17 protein-coding genes are annotated in these 18539 nt (G+C 66.3%); 14 read left to right on the top strand and 3 right to left on the bottom strand.

Features of this window, described 5'->3' with window-relative positions:
* Window positions 1–9: 9 nt before the first annotated feature.
* From ACQP2U_RS26715 to ACQP2U_RS26665, 11 genes are all read left to right on the top strand, one after another.
* Window positions 10–660 carry a hypothetical protein gene (locus ACQP2U_RS26715; protein WP_433709989.1) on the top strand — a complete coding sequence of 217 codons (651 nt, stop codon included), beginning with the start codon at window positions 10–12 and terminating at the stop codon, window positions 658–660.
* Window positions 657–1472 (top strand): hypothetical protein, encoded by an 816-nt coding sequence (locus ACQP2U_RS26710; protein ID WP_433709988.1) that lies wholly within the window; start codon window positions 657–659, stop codon window positions 1470–1472. Before ACQP2U_RS26715 ends, ACQP2U_RS26710 begins: the two co-directional genes overlap by 4 nt.
* Window positions 1466–2317 (top strand): hypothetical protein, encoded by an 852-nt coding sequence (locus ACQP2U_RS26705; RefSeq protein ID WP_433709987.1) that lies wholly within the window; start codon window positions 1466–1468, stop codon window positions 2315–2317. Before ACQP2U_RS26710 ends, ACQP2U_RS26705 begins: the two co-directional genes overlap by 7 nt.
* Window positions 2311–3798: a hypothetical protein gene (locus ACQP2U_RS26700; protein ID WP_433709986.1), complete on the top strand. Its 1488-nt coding sequence runs from the start codon at window positions 2311–2313 to the stop codon at window positions 3796–3798. The genes ACQP2U_RS26705 and ACQP2U_RS26700 overlap by 7 nt, the downstream gene beginning before the upstream one ends.
* A 2-nt stretch (window positions 3799–3800) precedes the next feature.
* On the top strand, window positions 3801–5291 hold the full coding sequence (locus tag ACQP2U_RS26695) for an SCO6880 family protein (RefSeq protein ID WP_063825095.1): 1491 nt from the start codon (window positions 3801–3803) through the stop codon (window positions 5289–5291).
* A 7-nt stretch (window positions 5292–5298) separates the two neighbouring features.
* Window positions 5299–7602 (top strand): hypothetical protein, encoded by a 2304-nt coding sequence (locus ACQP2U_RS26690; RefSeq protein WP_433709985.1) that lies wholly within the window; start codon window positions 5299–5301, stop codon window positions 7600–7602.
* 88 nt (window positions 7603–7690) lie between these two features.
* On the top strand, window positions 7691–7999 hold the full coding sequence (locus ACQP2U_RS26685) for a transposase (RefSeq protein ID WP_397028675.1): 309 nt from the start codon (window positions 7691–7693) through the stop codon (window positions 7997–7999).
* 46 nt (window positions 8000–8045) lie between these two features.
* Window positions 8046–9728, top strand: a complete 1683-nt coding sequence (locus ACQP2U_RS26680) for a peptidoglycan DD-metalloendopeptidase family protein (RefSeq protein ID WP_433709984.1) — start codon at window positions 8046–8048, stop codon at window positions 9726–9728.
* Window positions 9725–10447 (top strand): hypothetical protein, encoded by a 723-nt coding sequence (locus ACQP2U_RS26675; protein ID WP_433709983.1) that lies wholly within the window; start codon window positions 9725–9727, stop codon window positions 10445–10447. The genes ACQP2U_RS26680 and ACQP2U_RS26675 overlap by 4 nt, the downstream gene beginning before the upstream one ends.
* Before the next feature lie 48 nt (window positions 10448–10495).
* Window positions 10496–12319 carry a type IV secretory system conjugative DNA transfer family protein gene (locus tag ACQP2U_RS26670; protein ID WP_433709982.1) on the top strand — a complete coding sequence of 608 codons (1824 nt, stop codon included), beginning with the start codon at window positions 10496–10498 and terminating at the stop codon, window positions 12317–12319.
* Window positions 12320–12392: 73 nt separating this feature from the next.
* Entirely contained in the window at window positions 12393–12779 is a 387-nt protein-coding gene (locus tag ACQP2U_RS26665; RefSeq protein ID WP_397028682.1) for a DUF4913 domain-containing protein, read from the top strand.
* Window positions 12780–12839: 60 nt separating this feature from the next.
* Here ACQP2U_RS26665 and ACQP2U_RS26660 read toward each other — a convergent pair whose 3' ends face one another.
* Together ACQP2U_RS26660 and ACQP2U_RS26655 are read right to left on the bottom strand one after the other, a co-directional pair.
* Window positions 12840–13394 carry a hypothetical protein gene (locus tag ACQP2U_RS26660; protein WP_397028684.1) on the bottom strand — a complete coding sequence of 185 codons (555 nt, stop codon included), beginning with the start codon at window positions 13392–13394 and terminating at the stop codon, window positions 12840–12842.
* 414 nt (window positions 13395–13808) lie between these two features.
* A complete protein-coding gene (locus ACQP2U_RS26655) occupies window positions 13809–14624 on the bottom strand; it encodes a peptidylprolyl isomerase (protein ID WP_397028686.1) in 816 nt (271 codons plus the stop codon).
* 159 nt (window positions 14625–14783) lie between these two features.
* Here ACQP2U_RS26655 and hisS point away from each other — a divergent pair, with 159 nt between their 5' ends.
* The 3 genes from hisS to ACQP2U_RS26640 all read left to right on the top strand — a co-directional run bounded on the left by hisS (window position 14784) and on the right by ACQP2U_RS26640 (window position 18121).
* Window positions 14784–16061 (top strand): histidine--tRNA ligase, encoded by a 1278-nt coding sequence (hisS, locus tag ACQP2U_RS26650; protein ID WP_433709981.1) that lies wholly within the window; start codon window positions 14784–14786, stop codon window positions 16059–16061.
* Between the two features lie 42 nt (window positions 16062–16103).
* Window positions 16104–16760: a hypothetical protein gene (locus ACQP2U_RS26645; RefSeq protein ID WP_433709980.1), complete on the top strand. Its 657-nt coding sequence runs from the start codon at window positions 16104–16106 to the stop codon at window positions 16758–16760.
* A 353-nt stretch (window positions 16761–17113) separates the two neighbouring features.
* Entirely contained in the window at window positions 17114–18121 is a 1008-nt protein-coding gene (locus tag ACQP2U_RS26640; protein WP_433709979.1) for a malate dehydrogenase, read from the top strand.
* Window positions 18122–18141: 20 nt separating this feature from the next.
* Here the strand turns inward: ACQP2U_RS26640 and ACQP2U_RS26635 are convergent, their stop codons facing one another.
* Window positions 18142–18537, bottom strand: a complete 396-nt coding sequence (locus ACQP2U_RS26635; RefSeq protein WP_433709978.1) for a hypothetical protein — start codon at window positions 18535–18537, stop codon at window positions 18142–18144.
* Window positions 18538–18539: the final 2 nt, after the last annotated feature.

The following is an 18539-nucleotide window of genomic DNA, read 5'->3' as shown; positions in this document are numbered from 1 at the left end:
GACCCTGGGATGATTTCCACTGTTGTGCGAGAGCAACCCGGCGTGTGGCGCCGCGGCATCCGCAAGCCCGCCGGTGCGGTCGGTGCTGCCCTGCTGTTGGCGGCGGTAGGTTGCGGCGGCGGTGACGGCGATTCCGGCCCGAACCTTGCGGCCGCGCCGACCCACGTGCGGTGGCAGCCGTTCCAGGGTGTAGCGCTGCCGAGCGCCGACCAAGGGCCGAAGCAGGTAACCGACGGCGCTGCAACGGGTTTCGAGCATTCGCCGATCGGTGCCGCGCTTGCGGCGATCGTGCACACGGTGCGCTTGTCGGTGGCCGCCGACAGTCAATGGGCCGAGATCGTGCGCCAAGAGGTGGTGCCGAACAAGGCCAGAGACGAGTGGGCGGTCAACCGGGTGCAGCTGGCGATCACCGGCCCTGCCGCGCCCGAATACGCGCCGAGAGTGCTCGGGTACAAGATCATCGGCTACACCGACGCGGCCTCCGCCGTCGACGTCTATACCGAATATTCGGACAACTCGAAGGCGGTGAACCACACCACTGTCGAATGGTCGGGCAACGACTGGAGATTACGACTGCCGGACCCTGACTCGCCCGTCCGGCCCATCGTGGCAGTCGACGAATTACCTACGGACATAGTAAAATTGGAGGCGCCGAAGTGAGTGAGAAGGAGTCGTACGCGCGCGATCGCGTCTCCTTCGGTGCCATCGCGTCCGCTGCCGTATTGGTGCTCATCGTGGTCGTCGGCATCTTCGTATACGTGAGCCGCGACGACTCGGGTTCGGGTAGCGACAAGGCCGCCGCCGCGGCCAATTCCGGCGGTGAGGGCTTCGCTACCCCCGAGGTGGATATTCTCGGCAGGCGCGTCGATATTCCGAACAACCCTGCCGGACAACCACTTCCGCAGGATCCGACCCGGCAGCGCAGGCCGTCGGACGCAGACTGGCTGACCGCGGCGCCCGAGGGCACTACGGCACCGCACGGTTGGCAGCGGGTCTACGGCGCCTCGGTCCCGTTCTCCACCTCCGACGGACCGACCCGCATCGAAGATGGTCTGGCAGTTGGCTATTCGCACACCCCGCAGGGCGCGGTGCTCGCGGCGGCTCAGATCACCTACCGCCTCAACGCCCGTCCCGCCGACCGCGACCTCTACGTCCGCCAGGTCCGCGTCTCGGCCCAGCAGATCGCCGCCTACGACAAGGCCCTGTCCCAGGACAAACTCCCCCAACAGCAGCCGGAGAAGGTGACCAAGTACTTCGTCGCTTCGGATGCGTTCAAGGTGGAGAATTATGCGGATGATCTGGCGATCATCCAGCTGGCCACCCGTGGCCAGGTGGTCGACGGCAAGCAGCTGTGGGCGGCCTTGCGATTGGTGATGATCTGGGACGCGGGGGACTGGCGGCTGAAACCGGCGACATCCAATAGCCCGCAGACCGAATACATCGAGTCGTTGAACGGGTGGACCAAATGGTGACCACGGGGCCTGGATCCGGTCCGGCAGGCAAACGGTCGCCGCTCGTGCTGCTAGGCGTCGGCGCGGTGCTTGCGGTGGTAGTCGCGGTCGCGGTGACGGTGGTCGCGATGCGAGACAATGCCGCCGGGGGTGACCAGATATCGAAGACCGGCACGGGTTCGGGCAGTGCGCCGGCCGCCGCCGCGGGTGGCACCGGATTCAGCGGCTCCGATGTGGATTCGTTCGGGCATCGTTTCGATATTCCGAACAACACTGCCGGACAACCGCTTTCGGATTCCGTTACGCCGCGTCGGCCCGCCGACGCCGACTGGCTGTCCGGCGCTCCGGGCGGCACGGGGCAGCAGGGTGGTTGGCAGCGTGTGTACAGCGGCCCGGTGATCCCGTTCTCGACCACCGACGGCCCGACCCGCATCGACAACGACATTCCGATCGGATTCACTCGGACCCCACAGGGCGCCGCGCTCGCGGCCGAGCAGATCTACTGGCGCACTGTGGCACGTCCGACGGATCGGGCCCTGTGGCAGGAGCTGGTGATCCTGTCCGACCAGGAGCTGGCCGATCGCGACCGAAAGATCGCCGACGGCAAGATTCCCGATGAACTACCCGACAACATCAAACCGTTGTTGTTCGCCTCCGACGCATTCCGAATCGAAAGCTATGGTGACGATTTCGCTGTGGTACGTATCGCCCGCAAGACCCGTGATTTCCTGCACGGCGGGCGCAGTTGGGTAGCCATGAGACTGAATGTGCTCTGGCGCGATGGTGGTTGGAAACTCAAGTCGTCGACGAGTGATGCACAGCCACTCGAGACGATCGACTCGATCGATGGGTGGACACAATGGTGAGGCGCGTTGTCACGATCCTCGCGGTCATCTTCACTGTCATGATCGCGACGCCGACGGTGGCATACGGTCAGACTTACGGATTCGACGATACGTGCAACGAATTGCACGACACGCTCGACAACGTCGGTCTGCCCGGCTTCTCGCTCGGTGACGCCGCGTCGGCCGCGTGCAAGGCGGGCAATGCCGCTTCGCACCCGGGCAGCGCCGCGAACGCGGTCAAGGACAAGGCATGGGATTCGACCTTCGGCAAGGTCGTCGATTCGCTGATGAACGGCCTCGGCGAGGCCATCATGCTGGCACTGACCTTTTGGATGAAAGTCCCCAACGAGGTGGCCAGCGATTCGGGTTCGTTGTTCGTCAAGATCAACGACTACACCTATCAAGCGCAGATATTGCTGCTCATAGCCTCGGTGATACTGTCCGGCGCCAGATTGGCCGAGGCCAGACGGGGCGCCGTCATGAACGAGGCGGCCGAATCGTTCCGCATGTTCACCCGGGTGGTTTTCAGCTCCTGGATGCTCGGCGCGGTCATCGTCGCGGGCACTCAGGCCTCGGATCGCTTCTCCGAGTGGATCATCAACGACTCGACCAATGGCAATGCCAAGGATCTGGCCGAGCTGATGGTGAAAACTAGTAAGCTGCAGGCATTCTCGCCAGGTCTGGTGTTGATCATCGCGATCGTCGGACTGCTCGGTGCGCTGGCACAGATCGTGCTCGCCATCGTGCGGCAGGGGCTGCTGATCATCGCGGCGGGTGTGCTGCCATTGGCCGCGGCCGCGTCCGGGATGAATATCGGTAAGCAGTCGTATCAGAAGCTGATCGGCTGGATCATCGCGTTCATCCTCTGGAAGCCGGTGGCCGCCATCGTCTACATGATCGCGTTCACCACCGCGGGCCATGTGGATTCGCTGACCGATACCGGCGGACTGCCCGAAGGCGAACAGGCACAACGGATGTTGGTCGCGATCGTGCTGCTGTGCAGTGTCGCGTTCGTGCTGCCCGCGCTGATGCGGTTGGTCACGCCCGCGGTCGCGATCGTGGGTAGCGGTGGTTCCGGTCTCACCGCGGCCGGTGGCACGGTTGTGGGCGCCATGGCGCTCGGCGCGGTCGGCACCAAGGCGGTCTCGGTCAGGGGTGCCGCACCAGGTTCGGCGGGGTATGTCAGCGGCACATCCGCGGGACCACGCCCGCCCGGCGGTGCCGGCGGTCGCGGCGGTGGTGGCGCTCCGCGTCCGACTCCGCCCCGCGGCGGTGGTGGTGGTGGTGGCGGCGGTGCCGCGGCGAGCGGACCACCGCGCGCCTCCGTCCCACAGGGCGGCTCGGGAGTACCGTCCGGTGCGTCGAGGGCGGTGGGTGCGATCGGCGTGGCCCGCGCGGCGACGTCCCCGCTGAACCGCGCCGATGACGCCATGGGCGATGTGGCGGGCGACCGTTGGGCGAACCGTTCGCCCGACCTCGGGAGGAGCACCATTCCGCGATGACGATGACGACGAGCGATACCTACGAGCGCCGTTCGTACGGGCTGTGGCAGAAGCCGCGTAGCGCAGGCCTTTTCGGTCTGCGCTGGGAAGAGACCGTCATCGGCTTCGTCGTCGTGATCACGGCCCTGATCTGTGCCATGGTCGGCGGTTTCAAATGGGGTCTGATCGTGGGCGGCACCGGGGTCGTCGTGATGGTTCCACTGGTGTGGCGGACCGGAGGCCGCTCCGGATACGAGAACGGATTGATGATGTTCAACTGGATGCGCTCACGCAACCGCGGTGAGCATGTGTATCGCGGTGGGAGGTTCTCGCGGATTCCGGGCGGCGTCACGCGGCTACCCGGTCTGCTGGCGCCTTCGAAACTCTACGAGGGCATCGACGCGGGCGGCTACAGCTTCGGCATGATCCACCTACCGCAATTCGCCCAGTACACAGTGGTTTTGCGGGCTTGGCCGCAAGGGCACGAGGCGGTGGACCAGCCGGTTATCGACCGCTGGGTCTCGGCCTGGGGCACCTTCCTCGCCTCGGTCGGCCAGACCAGTGACATCGTCGCCGTCGTCCCGGTGATCGATACTGTGCCCGAGACCGGGAACCGCCTGCTCACCGAGGTTTCCACGATCACCCGCCCGGAAGCGCCGGAGCTGGCGCAGCAGGTGATGTACGAACTCGCCACCGAGCTGCCGCAGGAGCGGGTGCAGCTGCTTCCGCGCGTCGCGATCACCTTCAAGGCGACCACCGCCGAGCGGCGCAAGAATCCGGCCGAGGAGGCCGTCGAGATCGGGCGCAGGCTCCCCGGCATCTGTGCCGCGCTGGCCGAGGCGGGTGTACGGGCCCAGCCGATGTCTGCCGATGAGGTCATTTCGTTCATCCGGCGCAGCTACGATCCGGCCTCGCAGGCCGATCTCGAGGTCGCCGCGGGCGAACCCGAAGGGCACGGGCTGGATTGGGCCGATGCCGGGCCGGTTTCGCACGATGAGAAGTGGGATCACCTGGTGCACGATGGTGGCCGCTCGGTCACCTGGGAGATGGACGCGGCACCCGAGGGCGCGGTGGACGAGCGGGTGCTGCAGCGGCTGCTCGCACCGAATCCTGAAGTGCCGCGCAAGCGCATCGCCATCGTGTACCGTCCGCATTCGGCCGCCGACGCCGCCGAAATCGTCGACGACGATTTCAAGAACGCGCTGGTGGCCCAGCAGAGTGAACGCGGTGTCGTCTCGGCGGCCGCGACCCTGCGGGTGGGTGCCACCCAGCAGGCCCGTGAGGAACAAGCCCGGGGTCACGGTGTGACCCGCTTCGGGGCGCTGGTGACTATCACCGAGCCTCTGCGTGGCGATCTGCCGCGTATCGAAGCCATTACCCGCGACCTGTCCACGCAGGCGCGGTTGAAGATCCGGCGGTGCTACCGCTACCAGGCGGCGGCCTTCGCGGCCTCGCTCGGCTGCGGGGTGATCCTGCCGGAACACGCGACAATTCCGAAAGCCTTGGCGGGGTGAGCGATACATGGCAGGTGAGTACGAGCCACCCGTGCGCGAACGGGACGATGCACCGGCGCGGCGCAAGCGGCGCCCCGACGACGTGGCATGGGAACGGCCCGCGGACGAACGCGCGCAGCGGCCCACCGGGGGCCGGGTGGAGCGCTCGGGTATCGAGGAGATGCCCGACCGGGATCGGCGGTCCGCGCGGAGCCAGGCGCGAGTGACCGACGGCGAGCGGACCGGCATCGGCGAAACGTCCGATCGGGAGCGGCGACCGTCGCGCGATGCGGCCGAGCGCCGGGCGCGACCCGGCGCCGCAACCGCGGACGGTGGCCGTGCCGATCGGCCGCACCATGATCGCGGGCGCACCAGGTCGGAAAACGGCCGTAGTGAACGGACTTCGGCCGAGCGTGGCCGTCTCGACGGTGCCAGGACCGCTCGCCCGCGCGATGGCGCACCGCAACGATCGGTACGGGGGGAACGCGTGACACGACCGGAACGCAATGGCTCGCGGACGAGTCGCGAGGCACAGCGCGCGGCCAAGATCGACTACACCGCCGACCGCGCCATGGGCACCCCGCAGATGGACAAGGCCGCGCGACGCGCGAAGGCCAGATCGGACAAGCGCAAACAGTCCGCTCCGCCACTGCTCGACGATGCGACCAGGGCGAAACTCGAGCAGATCAGCCGAGAGGGCACCGGCCTGCGGGCGGCCTTCGCGACCTTCCGCATCCGCACCGACGATATCCGCCGCCGCAATTACGCTGCCCGCGCCGAACAGGTCTTCGAGGACGGATTCGATCGCAGCACAGCCCAACTCACCGATCGCGGCTATATGGGCCCCGGCGGCGGGCGAATGAATGTGGTGGGCCGCCCGGTCGAATACCGGGCCACCACCGCCCAGGTGGCCGGTCTGTGGCCGTGGTCGGTCGGTGCGGGCGCGCCATTGATCGGCACCCCGCTCGGTTCGCATCTGCATACCGGCGCACCGGTCTGCTTCGACCCGATGAACTGGTTCCTGCGCGGCAGCTTCATCACCGCGCCCAGCCTTTTCGTCCTGGGACTCAACGGTTTCGGTAAGTCCTCGCTGGTGCGCCGGATCGTGCTCGGCGGAATCGCACAGGGCATCACTCCGCTGATCCTGGCCGACGTGAAACCGGACTACCGCAAGTTGGTCGAACTGGTCGGCGGCCAGGTGATCGACCTCGGTTACGGCCACGGCAAGCTCAACCCGCTCGCCGCCGGTGTGCTCGGTTCGGTCGTGCCGATGCTGGATGAGTTTCCGGCACTGCAACTTCAGGTGCTGCAGGATCTGCGCGCCCGCCAGGTCACGCTCATCGCCGGTCTGGTCGAACTCGTGCGTGGCGCACGGGTGCGCGACTACGAGGAGACGCTGATCGCCACCGCACTGCGTATCCTCTACCGACCGGGCAGCGGCTACACGCCCGACCAACCGCCCATCATGGAGAACCTACTCGAGGTAATCGTCGCCGGAGGTGACGAATTGCAGCTCGATGCGGGTGCGGACGATCCGAACGAATACCAGGTCGCCATCAAGGGTCTGCGCCGCTCGCTGCGCGCGTTGACCCAGGGCCCGTTCGGCGCGATCTTCAATGGGCAGACCACCGTTCCGATCGATACCAGCGCGGTCGCGGTCTGTATCGACGTATCCCATATCCCCACCGGCGATAAGAAGCTCAAGGCCGCTGTGATGCTGGCCTGCTGGGCCGACGGATTCGCCTCGGTGGAGGCCGCGCATGTGCTCGCGGATGCGAAACTCGGTCCGCAGCGCTATTTCCAGGTGGTGATGGACGAGCTGTGGCAGGTGCTAGGTCTCGGCGACTTCATGGTCGACCGGGTCGATGAGCTGACCCGTCTGCAGCGCACCATCGCTACCGCGCTGATCATGATCAGCCACACCATCAAGGACCTGCAAGCACTGGGATCGGAAGCCGCCATCGCCAAGGCGCTCGGCTTCCTCGAACGCGCGCGCGCCAAGATATTCGGCGCGCTGCCCGGCGAGGAGATCAAACGCCTGGACAGCGTGGTTCCGTTCACATCCGCCGAGGAGGAGATGGTGACCGGATGGTCCGCACCGCAAGCGCTGACCGGCGAGGCGCTCAAACCTGGTCAGCTGCGCCCCTCACCGCCGGGTACCGGCAAATTCCTGCTGAAGATCGGTGAGGATCGTCGTCCCGGCATCCCGTTCCATATGGAATTCACCTTGTCCGAGAAGGAGAGTGGGATCCACGAGACCAACCAGCGCTTCTCGGAGTTCACCGAGTCGACTTCGCGCGGTGGCGATTCACCCAGTGGGAGTGCCGCATGAGGGGCCTCGCGCCGCTTGCGACTGTGTGCGGGTCGCTGAAAACAACACAGCTTTCGAGAACGGCGGATGGCTGCGGGAGGTGGGGCGCATGATGCCGCACCGGTCCTATCGGAGAGTATCGCCGGAGGTACGCAAGGCCGCGGTCGAGCAGGTGATCGCACTTACCGGCAAACTGAGCAGCGAATCGGAGGCCTGCCGAGTGGTCGCCGAGCAGATCGGCGTGCATACCAACTCGGTGCGCAACTGGGTGCGTGCCGCCGAGGGACCGAGTCTGGAGCGGCTGGACGCGACGGCGCTGCGCCGCAAAGTCGCACTGCTACAACAACAATTGGCCGCCGCCGCGGAGATGAACCGCACCCTGGCCGATACGCTCAACGAATCTCGGCGGCAAACGTGAACGTGCTCGCTTCGGTCCGCGGTCGTTCGGCGCTGCCGGGGATTCGGTGAACGGGCGGACCCTCCTGTATGTGGCGCTGGGGAGCGTACTCGCGCTGATCACACTGGTGGTCGTTATCGTGATGCCCGCTGTGGACGACGCCTGCGAGGGCACCTCGGTGCTTGTATCGTCGAGTGTGCTGGCGCCGCTCGGCGGATCCGCGCCGGGTAATTCGCGGGTGGCCGGCACGCCCACTTCCACGCGTACGACCGGCAATCCGACTGCAACCCAAGCTCATTCGGCCGCGACCGGTGCACCGTCGCTGGCCGCGGGCGTCGGCCCGATCCGCCGCACGCTGCCGCTGGCCGCAGGCACATTCACCGTGTCGGATGTATTCGGCGCGCGCGGCGGCGCCCATAAGGGCGTCGACTTCGCCGCGACCGACGGCACCACCATCTACTCGGTCTCCGACGGACGTGTGGTAGCGGCGGGTCCCGCTTCGGGTTTCGGCAATTGGATCGTCGTCGATTCCGTCGATACGAACGGCCGTGCGTATTCGGCCGTTTACGGTCATATGTGGGACAGCGGCGTGCGTGTGCGCGTCGGCGATACCGTCGCGGCCGGTCAGCCCATCGCGCAGGTCGGCTCGGCCGGCGAATCAAGCGGCCCGCACCTGCATTTCGAGATCGTGCCCGGTGGACGCTTCACCGGCGGTCGGCAAATCGACCCGCTGCCCTGGCTCGATGGCGCACCGACTCCGGATGTCGGTGGTGCGCAGGCCTTTTCTTCCGATCCGCGCTGCAATCGCGGCTTCGGCACCGCGGGCGGTGCGCTGGCCGCGGGCAAGGTGCCGCAGGAACTCGAAATCTGGTATCGCCGTGCCGGTTCCATCTGCCCGCAGATCACTCCGTCGCTGCTGGCCGCACAGGGCAGGCAGGAGTCCGGATTCCGGCGCGGCGCCGCCTCACCCGCTGGCGCGCAGGGTCTGGCCCAGTTCCTGCCCGGCACTGCGGCAAGTATCGATCCCGATGACGGTCAGCCCTATGTCATCGATGCCGACGGCAACGGTGTCGCGAGCGTATGGGATGACGGCGACGCGATCATCGGTCAGGGCCGCTATATGTGCGCGATCGCGCACAAGATCATGGCGTGGGAGTCCGAGGGTCGCGTGCAGGGCGACGTCGTCGCGCTGACTCTGGCCGCCTACAACGCCGGTGAGGGCGCTGTGCTCGCCTCTGGCGGTATGCCGAACCAGGTGGCCGCGCACTACGCCGAGACGCAGCCCTACGTCGCGAATATCCTTGCGATGGAACCGCAGTACCGCGCCCAGGGCTCCAATGGCCGCTTCACCCCGCAGGAGGGTGCGGGTGGGGTCCAGGTCCTCCAGGCGGCCCAGCAATGGCTCGGCACGCCGTACGTGTGGGGCGGTGGCGGTCCACAGGGCCCGAGCGGCGGCGGTATGGACGGTCCCGGCCTCACTGCGGCGTCGGTGTTCGCGGCGTCGTCGGGGACGGTGACATTGCCGCGAACAGCCGAACAGCAGTGGGAGGCGGGTGTCGAAGTCCCGCTGAGCAAGCTGCAACCGGGTGATCTGGTGTTCAGCTCATTCGGCCCGCGGGGACCCGCCCAGGTCGGAATCTATTCCGGCAACGGCAGAATGATCCAATCCGTGCCCGCCGCATACGGGCATTCCAGTGGCGTGACCCAGGTCGCGGTGCCGGGTGACGGCCGCGGAAGGAGGGTGCTGTGAGGACAACCGATACCGCAGCGGGCGAACACGCCGAAGCACAAGCGGCGATCGGACCGCGCAAGTGTCGGTCCCGACGGCTAGCCTTGAATAACACGGCGGCGCGAGCGACGGACCCGGAGGCGGTAGCGGAGCGTGACCACGAAGGGGCCCGCGAACGCCGCATATCGAACACTGCACGCGCGAAACTGGTGGTGATGCTGGTGGTGAGCGTCGCGATGTCGGGTGCGGGGTGCGCCAGCTCGGATCGGGAGTCGGATTCCGGTGCGCCGCAGCCACCCACGTCAACGACCCGATTGCTGGAGGAGGTGCCCGCACCCGATCCGGTGACGCCCGACGGCGTCGCGGTGGCCGCGCTGAAGGAGATCTATTCCTGGCACCCCGCCACCGAGGCCCAGGGCGCGTCGCTGTCGCGCGCGCGGAAATGGCTGGGCCCCAGTCTGATCCGCATGCTGGACAGCACGCCGACCAGTGTCGAGACACCGAAAGCGACGCTGCAGTGGGCGGACTGGGCCAAGGCGCAGGCACATATCGAGGCCTTTACGTTCGCATCGGGGGAGCGCCCGCCAGCGAGCGCCGATCCGAACGTGCAACAGTTCAAGATCGGGATCGAGCAAACGGTCGTCTACCCGAACGGGCGCAAGGAATCCCTGCCGCCCGCGACGGTTATCGCGACCGTGGTGCGCACATCGGAAGGTTGGCGGCTCGACGCCTTCCGCTGAACCCGCACCAGCGACAACCACATAGCTAGGGCCTAACAGGAGGCAGACATGGCGAAAAAGAAGAAGGTGCAGGATCCGGCCGTGGTCGGACCCGATCTGACCCTCTACATGATCTACGCCGGTTTCGCGACTCTCGGAACCCTGTGGATCGCCCTGCATCTCGGCAACGCGATGGCTGTCACCCCGCAGGACATTCCGATCAACCCGATCGCGATCGTCGCCGATCTGGTCAAGGGCAAATTGCACTGGCCGCGCGCTTCCACGGTGATCGTGCTGCTCGTGGTCGCGGCGATCCTGGCCTATGTGGTGGTACGCAAACGGCTCGCCGCCCGCCGGTCGGTCGGGCGGCTCACCGTAGACGACAAGGCCGATGTGATGGGCAGCGGTAGTGCCATCAAATCCCTCACCGAGGCGGGGGTGCGGGCGAAGGCCGAAATGCTCGGCGTGCGGCTCGGCTACAACGATAGCCCGGGCGTGCCGATCGGCGTCGGTGTCGCCGATGGTGTGATGCTCTACGGCTCCTATGAGGATCTGCACCTGGACATCTGGGGGCCCCGCCAGGGCAAATCGACCTCGCGGGTGATCCCGGCGATCCTGACCGCGATCGGGCCGGTGTTGTCCACCTCGAATAAGCGCGACGTGGTCGATGCGACCCGAGATGTGCGCGAAGCCAAGGGAAGTCGCACCTTCGTCTTCGATCCGCAGGGTGTCGCGGGGGAGGAGCCGACCTGGTTCTGGGATCCACTCGCCTGGGTCGACGCACATCACGACGGTGCGGAGATGCGGGCCGCGCGGCTGGCCGGACACTTCGCCGATGCCGACAGCGGTTCCGATGCCAAGGGTGATGTGTTCTTCGACCCGGAGGCCGAGGATCTGCTCGCCGGGCTGTTTCTGGCGGCCGCGCTCGGTGGTCGCCCGATCGTTCAGGTCTGGGACTGGGTGACCAATCCCAACGACTCCGAACCCATCGAACTGCTGCGCAATTCGAGTAAGCACTACACGGCCTCGGGCCTCGCGATGCAGTACAACGCCGATCCGCGCACCAAGAGCGGTATTTTCGGCACCGCGAAGAAGATGATCCGCTGCTTGCAGCTGTCCAATGTGCACCCGTGGATCCTGCCGGGCGACAACCGCTTGCAGTTCGATGAGCTCGAATTCATCGAGAACAACGGCACGCTGTACAGCCTCTCGCTCGAGGGCCGCGGTTCGGCGGCGCCACTGGTCAGTGCGCTCACCGAGGCGGTTGTCGATGTGGCCATGCGCAAGGCCACGCATTCGCCCGGCGGTCGGCTGCCGATCCCGATGCTCGCGGTGCTGGACGAGGCGGCGAATGTGGTGCGGTGGAAGGATTTGCCCAAGCAGTACAGTCACTTCGGCTCGCGCGGCATCGTGGTGATGACGGTGCTGCAGTCCTGGGCCCAGGGTGCGCGCTGCTGGGGTGATGACGGCATGCTGGCATTGTGGTCGGCGGCCAATATCAAGGTGCTCGGTCCAGGCGTCGACGATATGAACTTCCTGCGCGACCGCTCCGAGGCGATCGGCGAATACGACTCGATCTCGTCTTCGGTCTCGGAATCCAAAGGCGGCAAGAGCTATTCGCGCTCACTCGGCTCATCCAAGACGTTCACCGTGAACGCGCTGGCGACTCTGCCGCAGGGCCGCGCGATCGTGTTCACCTCCGGCCAGCCCGCGGTGCTTGTGCGTACGGTGCCATGGTGGGAGGGCGACTACGCTGACGACGTGAAGAAGTCGATCTCGCACCATCTTCCGGGGCGTAAGACCGAGATCGCCGACCTGTTCGGCTCGCCCAACCTGACCAAGGCTGCTCCGCCACCCGAATACGGTCAAATCGAGGAGGTCCGGCCACTGTGAGCGAGCGTAGCGAGCGAACCATGAGCACAGCACTATCGGTCGCAGCGGAACCGAGCGTCAGCGAGGTGCGGCTGTGACCGAACAGCAGGAACAGCCCATGATCTACACCAATGTGGTGGAGTTCGTCGAGAACTATCTCAGCCTGGTGTACCGGCGTCAGGTCACCGACATCAGTGAAACGGTGTGGTGCCCGGAGTGGTGGAAGCATGCCGAGGCGGTCGCGCGACTGGATGCGCTCTGGCGCGCATGGGAGCATTACCGGCTCGAGCCGAGCACTGGATTGAGCGTCTGGTTCCTCGACCATGCCGATCCGCATATGACCAAACTCTTCGATCCCCGTGGACCGTTCAAGTACTGCAGTGTCCGCAACGGCCACAAGGATATGCTCAGCCCACTGCCGCTGAAGTCCCCGGCCCAGGGACTCTTCGGCGACCCGACCGTCGGCGACTTTCGCATCTGAGGAGCTCAAAACACCGAAACGCCCGCTGATTTCAGCGGGCGTTTCGGTTTCGGTCTCGGGCTACTGTCGGACGCGTTCCAAACCGCGTGCGTCCTGTTCCCGGCCTCGGGCCGCGGCCGCGCGGGCGGCTTCGTCGCGAATGCGTACCGCTTCTTCGGGCGGTTGCCCCTGTCCTACCTCGATGAGCATCCGCACCGCTGCCAGTTCCGGTGCGATACCGATCCGGGCGAGATGTGCCGCGATCGCCTGCCGACGTTCCTGGGAGTCGTAGCGGACGAGCGGTTTGGACTGAGCCGACGCTGTTGCGGCCATCCGGCTCGCTTCGGCCTGTGCCGAGAACCGATCCTTCTCCAACGAGATACCTTTGGCCGGAACCGATTTCTCGACCATGCGGGCCAGTTCCAGATTGCGTGGATCTTTCGCCTTGGCGTCGCGAGCCTCACGGATCTGAAGTTCCCGGGCTTCCTTGATGCGGGCCTCGGTGATCTTGACGCGGGCTTCGGCTTCTTTCTGACCACGCTCGCGGGTCCGCAGTGCGACAAGGGTCGCTAGCTGCAACATTGTCCTCATCATGGCCGCGGTTTCCCGGCCGATGTCGTCCAGTTCCTCGGACATGGCTGCTCCCCGATGCTGCAGTGATCACTATGGTTGTTGTGGTGCTTCGTCACGGACGCCGCCACGCCGAACTGTAGTCCGCCACGGCGGTGCCCCACCTGCAAACGTGGACACCCGGAGGACTCGTTGCGCGGCATTCCCGGTGGGGATCGTCCGGTCAGGGATGACTACGCTACGCGTTCTCCTTCATTCGAGATTACCCGAGAAAGCTCGGCACCAACCGTGTAGGCGTGCCGCTAAACAGCATATGTCGCACAATTCCGGCGGGTAGGGGAAAGCTTCGGAGGATCTCCGGCGTTAGCGCAACCTTACCGAACGATTAGGGTCGCCTACCCTGGCTTGGTCGGAAGAGGGTTCGGGCCCGCTGCTCATGGTGCGCAGCGGGCCGAACGAAGCGACGGATCGGCGTGTCGCTCAGTCGATGCGGACCGACTGGATGGTCACCGGGAGATTGGGCTTGCCGTCGCCCTGGCCGTTGGAATTGTCCTGACCGCCGGCGGCGATCTTGTCCAGCGTGCCCATGCTGTCGGGATCTACGGTGCCGAAGATGGTGTAATTCGGCGGCAGTTTGGAATCGCCGTACACGATGAAGAACTGACTACCGTTGGTGCCGCCGCCGGTGACCTGATCCGGTCCCGCATTGGCCATGGCGAGCGTGCCGCGCTGGTAATCCATCGGCTGCTGCAATGCGGGGTCGGCGGGGTTGTAGCGATTGGTCGGGTACTCGTTGTCGAACTGGTAGCCAGGACCACCCGTGCCGGTGCCGGTCGGGTCACCGCACTGCAGCACCTTCAGGCCCTCGTCCGCGGTCATGCGGTGGCAGATGGTGTTGTCGAAGTAGCCCTGACCGGCCAGGCTGGCGAAGCTGTTCACGGTGCACGGCGCCTTGGCATTGTCCAGGGTCATGCCGATGGGGCCCTGGGTGGTCTCCATGCTGACGCTGAGACTCGCGTTGTCACCGGTGTTCTCGATGCCGCTGGTACGCGGCTTGTTCACCGGCTTATCGGCGGGTTTCTGACTGTCTCGGTAGTCGCAGCTGATGGCCGCGGGCTTGTCGTCACTCTTGGTCAGGAAGTAGACGCCCACGGCGGCCGCCGCCACGACCACCACGCCGAGCGCCGATCCGGCGATCGTGAGTCGCTTGCGCTTGCGCGCCCGATCGGCCCGGTTGGCCAGCTGGCGTTCCAGCTTGCGTTTCGCCGCTGCCCGTCGCTGTTCGTTGCTCGGCACTCCCACGTTCCTCCCGTATCCGTTACGTACGGCACAGGATTGTGCCATCTATTCCTGAGACTGCTCAGCAGGCCATTTCGACCAGTCGTGACGCTGTACGAACCCGTGGCGGCAAACCGGTTGGACTTGACGGGCCGTAGTGGTGGAAACTGGACCATCGTGACCAAGACCAGCAGCTTCTCCGCCCCGAAGGGGGTTCCGGATTACGTGCCACCCGGTTCGGCCGAGTTCGTCGCGGTGCGCGACGGTTTGATCCGCGCCGCCCGACTCGCCGGGTACGGGCATGTTGAGCTGCCGATCTTCGAGGACACCGCGTTGTTCGCCCGCGGCGTCGGTGAATCCACCGATGTGGTGACCAAGGAGATGTACACCTTCGCCGACCGCGGCGATCGTAGTGTCACTCTGCGGCCGGAGGGCACCGCGGGCGTCATGCGCGCGGTGATCGAACACGGACTCGACCGGGGCCAGCTGCCGGTGAAGCTCGTGTACTCGGGTCCGTTCTTCCGCTATGAGCGCCCGCAAGCCGGTCGGTACCGGCAACTGCAGCAGGTCGGCGTCGAGGCGATCGGCATCGATGATCCGGCGCTGGATGCCGAGGTGATCGCGATCGCCGATGCCGGATATCGCGGACTCGGACTCGATGATTTCCGGCTGGAGATCACCTCGCTCGGTGACGAGACCTGTCGTCCGCAGTATCGAGAGCTGTTGCAGGAGTTCCTTTTCGGGTTGCCGCTGGATGAGGAGACCAAGCGGCGGGCACAGTTGAATCCGCTGCGAGTGCTCGACGACAAACGGCCCGAGGTCCGCGAGATGACCGCGAATGCACCATTGATGATCGATCACCTGTCGGAGTCGGCGAAAACACACTTCGAGCAGGTGCTCGGCTATCTGGACGCACTCGGCGTGCCCTATGTGGTGAATCCGCGGATGGTGCGCGGCCTGGACTACTACACGAAGACGACCTTCGAATTCGTCCACGACGGGCTCGGGGCGCAGTCCGGTATCGGCGGCGGCGGCCGCTACGACGGGTTGATGGCCGAACTGGGCGGACAACCTTTGTCCGGCATCGGCTTCGGGCTCGGTGTGGACCGCACCATTCTGGCACTGCATGCCGAGGGTAAATCGGCGGGCGATCCGGCGCGGTGCGAGGTCTACGGCGTATCGCTCGGCGATGCGGCCAAGCAGCGGTTGGTCGTGCTCGCGGCGCAGCTGCGGGCCGCGGGCATTCGGGTTGATCTGGCCTATGGAGGTCGCAGCGTCAAGGGGTCGCTGAAGGCCGCGGATAAGTCCGGTGCCAGATTCACCCTGGTCCTTGGTGACCGTGACCTGGCCGAGGACACCATCGGTCTGAAGGATATGGCCACCGGTGACCAGCGTCAGATCCCACTGGACGAGACGGTGACCGCCGTCGCCGCCGCGCTGCGCACGGGCGAGTAGCACGGTGCCGGGGCACACCCGCACCACGACGAATGGGCAGCCGTGCCTGTAGAACCCACGAATCCCGGTGCAGCCCAACCGGTTCCGGCTGTCGGACTCGATCTCGTCGCGCCGGAAACCTACGCACCCATGCTGCGGCGACTCGCCCTCGCCGCGGTAGGGGTTGGTATCGGTGCGGCATTGCTCGCCGCGCTGCTGGTGCCCTGGTCGATCGCGATCGCGATCGGCCTCGTCGTCGGTGCGCCCACCGTGGCCTATGCCATAGCGCTGCGTCGGCGACGGATGTGGTTGGCCGGGAACACCATTCACGCGCGCCGGGTGATCGGCGAGCGTCGGGTCGATATCGCGGCCGCAAGCGGCGTCGAAGTCCTCGTCTTTCCGGCCCGTTTGAGCCGCATCGTCCTGCGGATTACCGCGGGAGCGGACTCTCAGGTCGTCCCGCTCGCGATGTACACCGACGCGGGCAGCGGCCGCGAACTCCACCTGCTGGGTCTCCGCAAACTGGCCGACGCACTGGCCGCGAGCGAACTCGCCGCGGCCGTAGCGGTTTCGACCATGCTCGTCCATCAACTGCGCGCCGAGGCCCGAGACGCCGGATTGGAGGAGCGACCTTTGTACCGCGCGGTTCGGCTGGCCCGGGCGAAGGACTACATTTCGCCCATCGTCCTGACCGATCAGGAAGTCGCGGGGCTGTGCTGATGCGCGAGACGCGTTGCATGACACGTGAACCGGTGTGCGATGTGAGATCGCATGCGATGCGCGGTTGCGTGCTGCGCTGAACATTCGCACCCGCTGTCGGGATCGTACCCGTTGTGGATGCGCGAATCTCGGTACGGACTCCGATGTGGCGGCTCGGCGCCCAACGGTCAGGGCATCCCGGGTGGGGATGGTCGGTCCGTCGGGGCCGCGGTGCCGACGGGAAGCTTGTCGTTAGCTGGGGCGGTTGGATGGGTACGGCGAGGTGATTGTCGCGTAGCTCACCACTGCGGTTCGGGGGCCGTGAGAGTCGTTAGGGTGGGGATCGAGTGTCCGTCTATCGCAAGGAGTTTCTCGTGAGCACCGCTGCTCGGACCGCGCCCGTGACCGTCGCCGTGACCGGAGGTGCGGGGCAGATCGCCTACGGTCTGCTGTTCCGGATCGCGTCCGGGGCGCTGCTGGGGTCCGAGACGCCGGTACGGCTGCGGTTGCTGGAGATTCCGGCTGCGGTGGCATCGCTGGAGGGGGTGGCGATGGAGCTCGAGGACGGTGCGTTCCCGCTGCTCGAGTCGATCGATATCAGTGACGATCCGTGGGTCGGGTTCGCGGGCGCGAATGTCGCGCTGCTGGTTGGTGCCCGGCCGCGCACGGCGGGGATGGAGCGCTCGGACCTGCTGGCCGCCAACGGTCCGATCTTCACCGAACAGGGCCAGGCGATCAACGCCAGCGCCGCCGACGACGTCAAGGTGCTGGTGGTCGGAAATCCGGCCAATACCAACGCCTTCATCGCCATGAGCAATGCCCCGGACGTCCCAGCCGAGCGTTTCAGCGCGATGACTCGTCTCGACCACAACCGCGCCATCGCGCAGCTGGCCAAGAAGACCGGTGCGCCCGCCGCCGGTATCACCCGCGTCGCCATCTGGGGCAACCACTCCGCCACCCAGTATCCGGATATCTCCCACGCCACCATCGCGGGCCGTCCCGCCCCGGACCTCGTCGACCAGACCTGGGTGCGCGAGGCGTTCATCCCCACCGTCCAACAGCGTGGCACCGCCATCATCCAGGCCCGCGGTGCCTCCTCGGCCGCCAGCGCGGCCAGCGCCGCCATCGACCACATTCACGATTGGTCCCTCGGCACCCATGCCGACGACTGGACCTCCATGGCTATCCCCTCCGACGGCTCCTACGGCATTCCCGAAGGCCTCATCACCTCGTTCCCCGTCACCTGCGCGGCCGGCGAATACTCGATCGTGCAGGGCCTGAAGCTCGACGAATTCTCCCGCGCCCGCATCGACGCCAGCGTCGCCGAACTCGAACAGGAACGCGACGCCGTCGTCGACCTCGGCTTCGCCAAGCACGGCTGACTCACGCCCGAAGTCGTGGCTCAGGCCGCGACTGTGGCGGAGCGACTTCTGTCGAGGGCCAACCGACCCGCGGTGGCGAGATGAATGAGCGCGAGCACGCTGCCGCCGACCATCATGCCCGGAATTCCTTGCGCGGCGCCGATGGCGACGTCGCCGAGCTGTACCGCGCCCGACACGGTCAACAGCGGTAGGAGAGCGCGCTTGCGGCGGCTGGCCAGGCTGAACAGCAGCGCGGCACCCAGCGGTATCGCGCGGGCCGCATAGGCCTGGGCATACAGATCCATACCGGGCGAGTCCGCGCTGCCGGATACCGCGAGGGTCGGATCGACAAGAGTCGCGATGCTGAATGCCACGGCGGCACCCGCGCCGATCGCATTGACAATGATGGCGGTGCTGTTGAGCTTCTGGTCCTGCATCT

Source organism: Nocardia sp. CA-084685 (assembly GCF_050955785.1).
GTDB lineage: Bacteria > Actinomycetota > Actinomycetes > Mycobacteriales > Mycobacteriaceae > Nocardia.
This window is presented reverse-complemented; position numbering and strand designations above follow the sequence as displayed.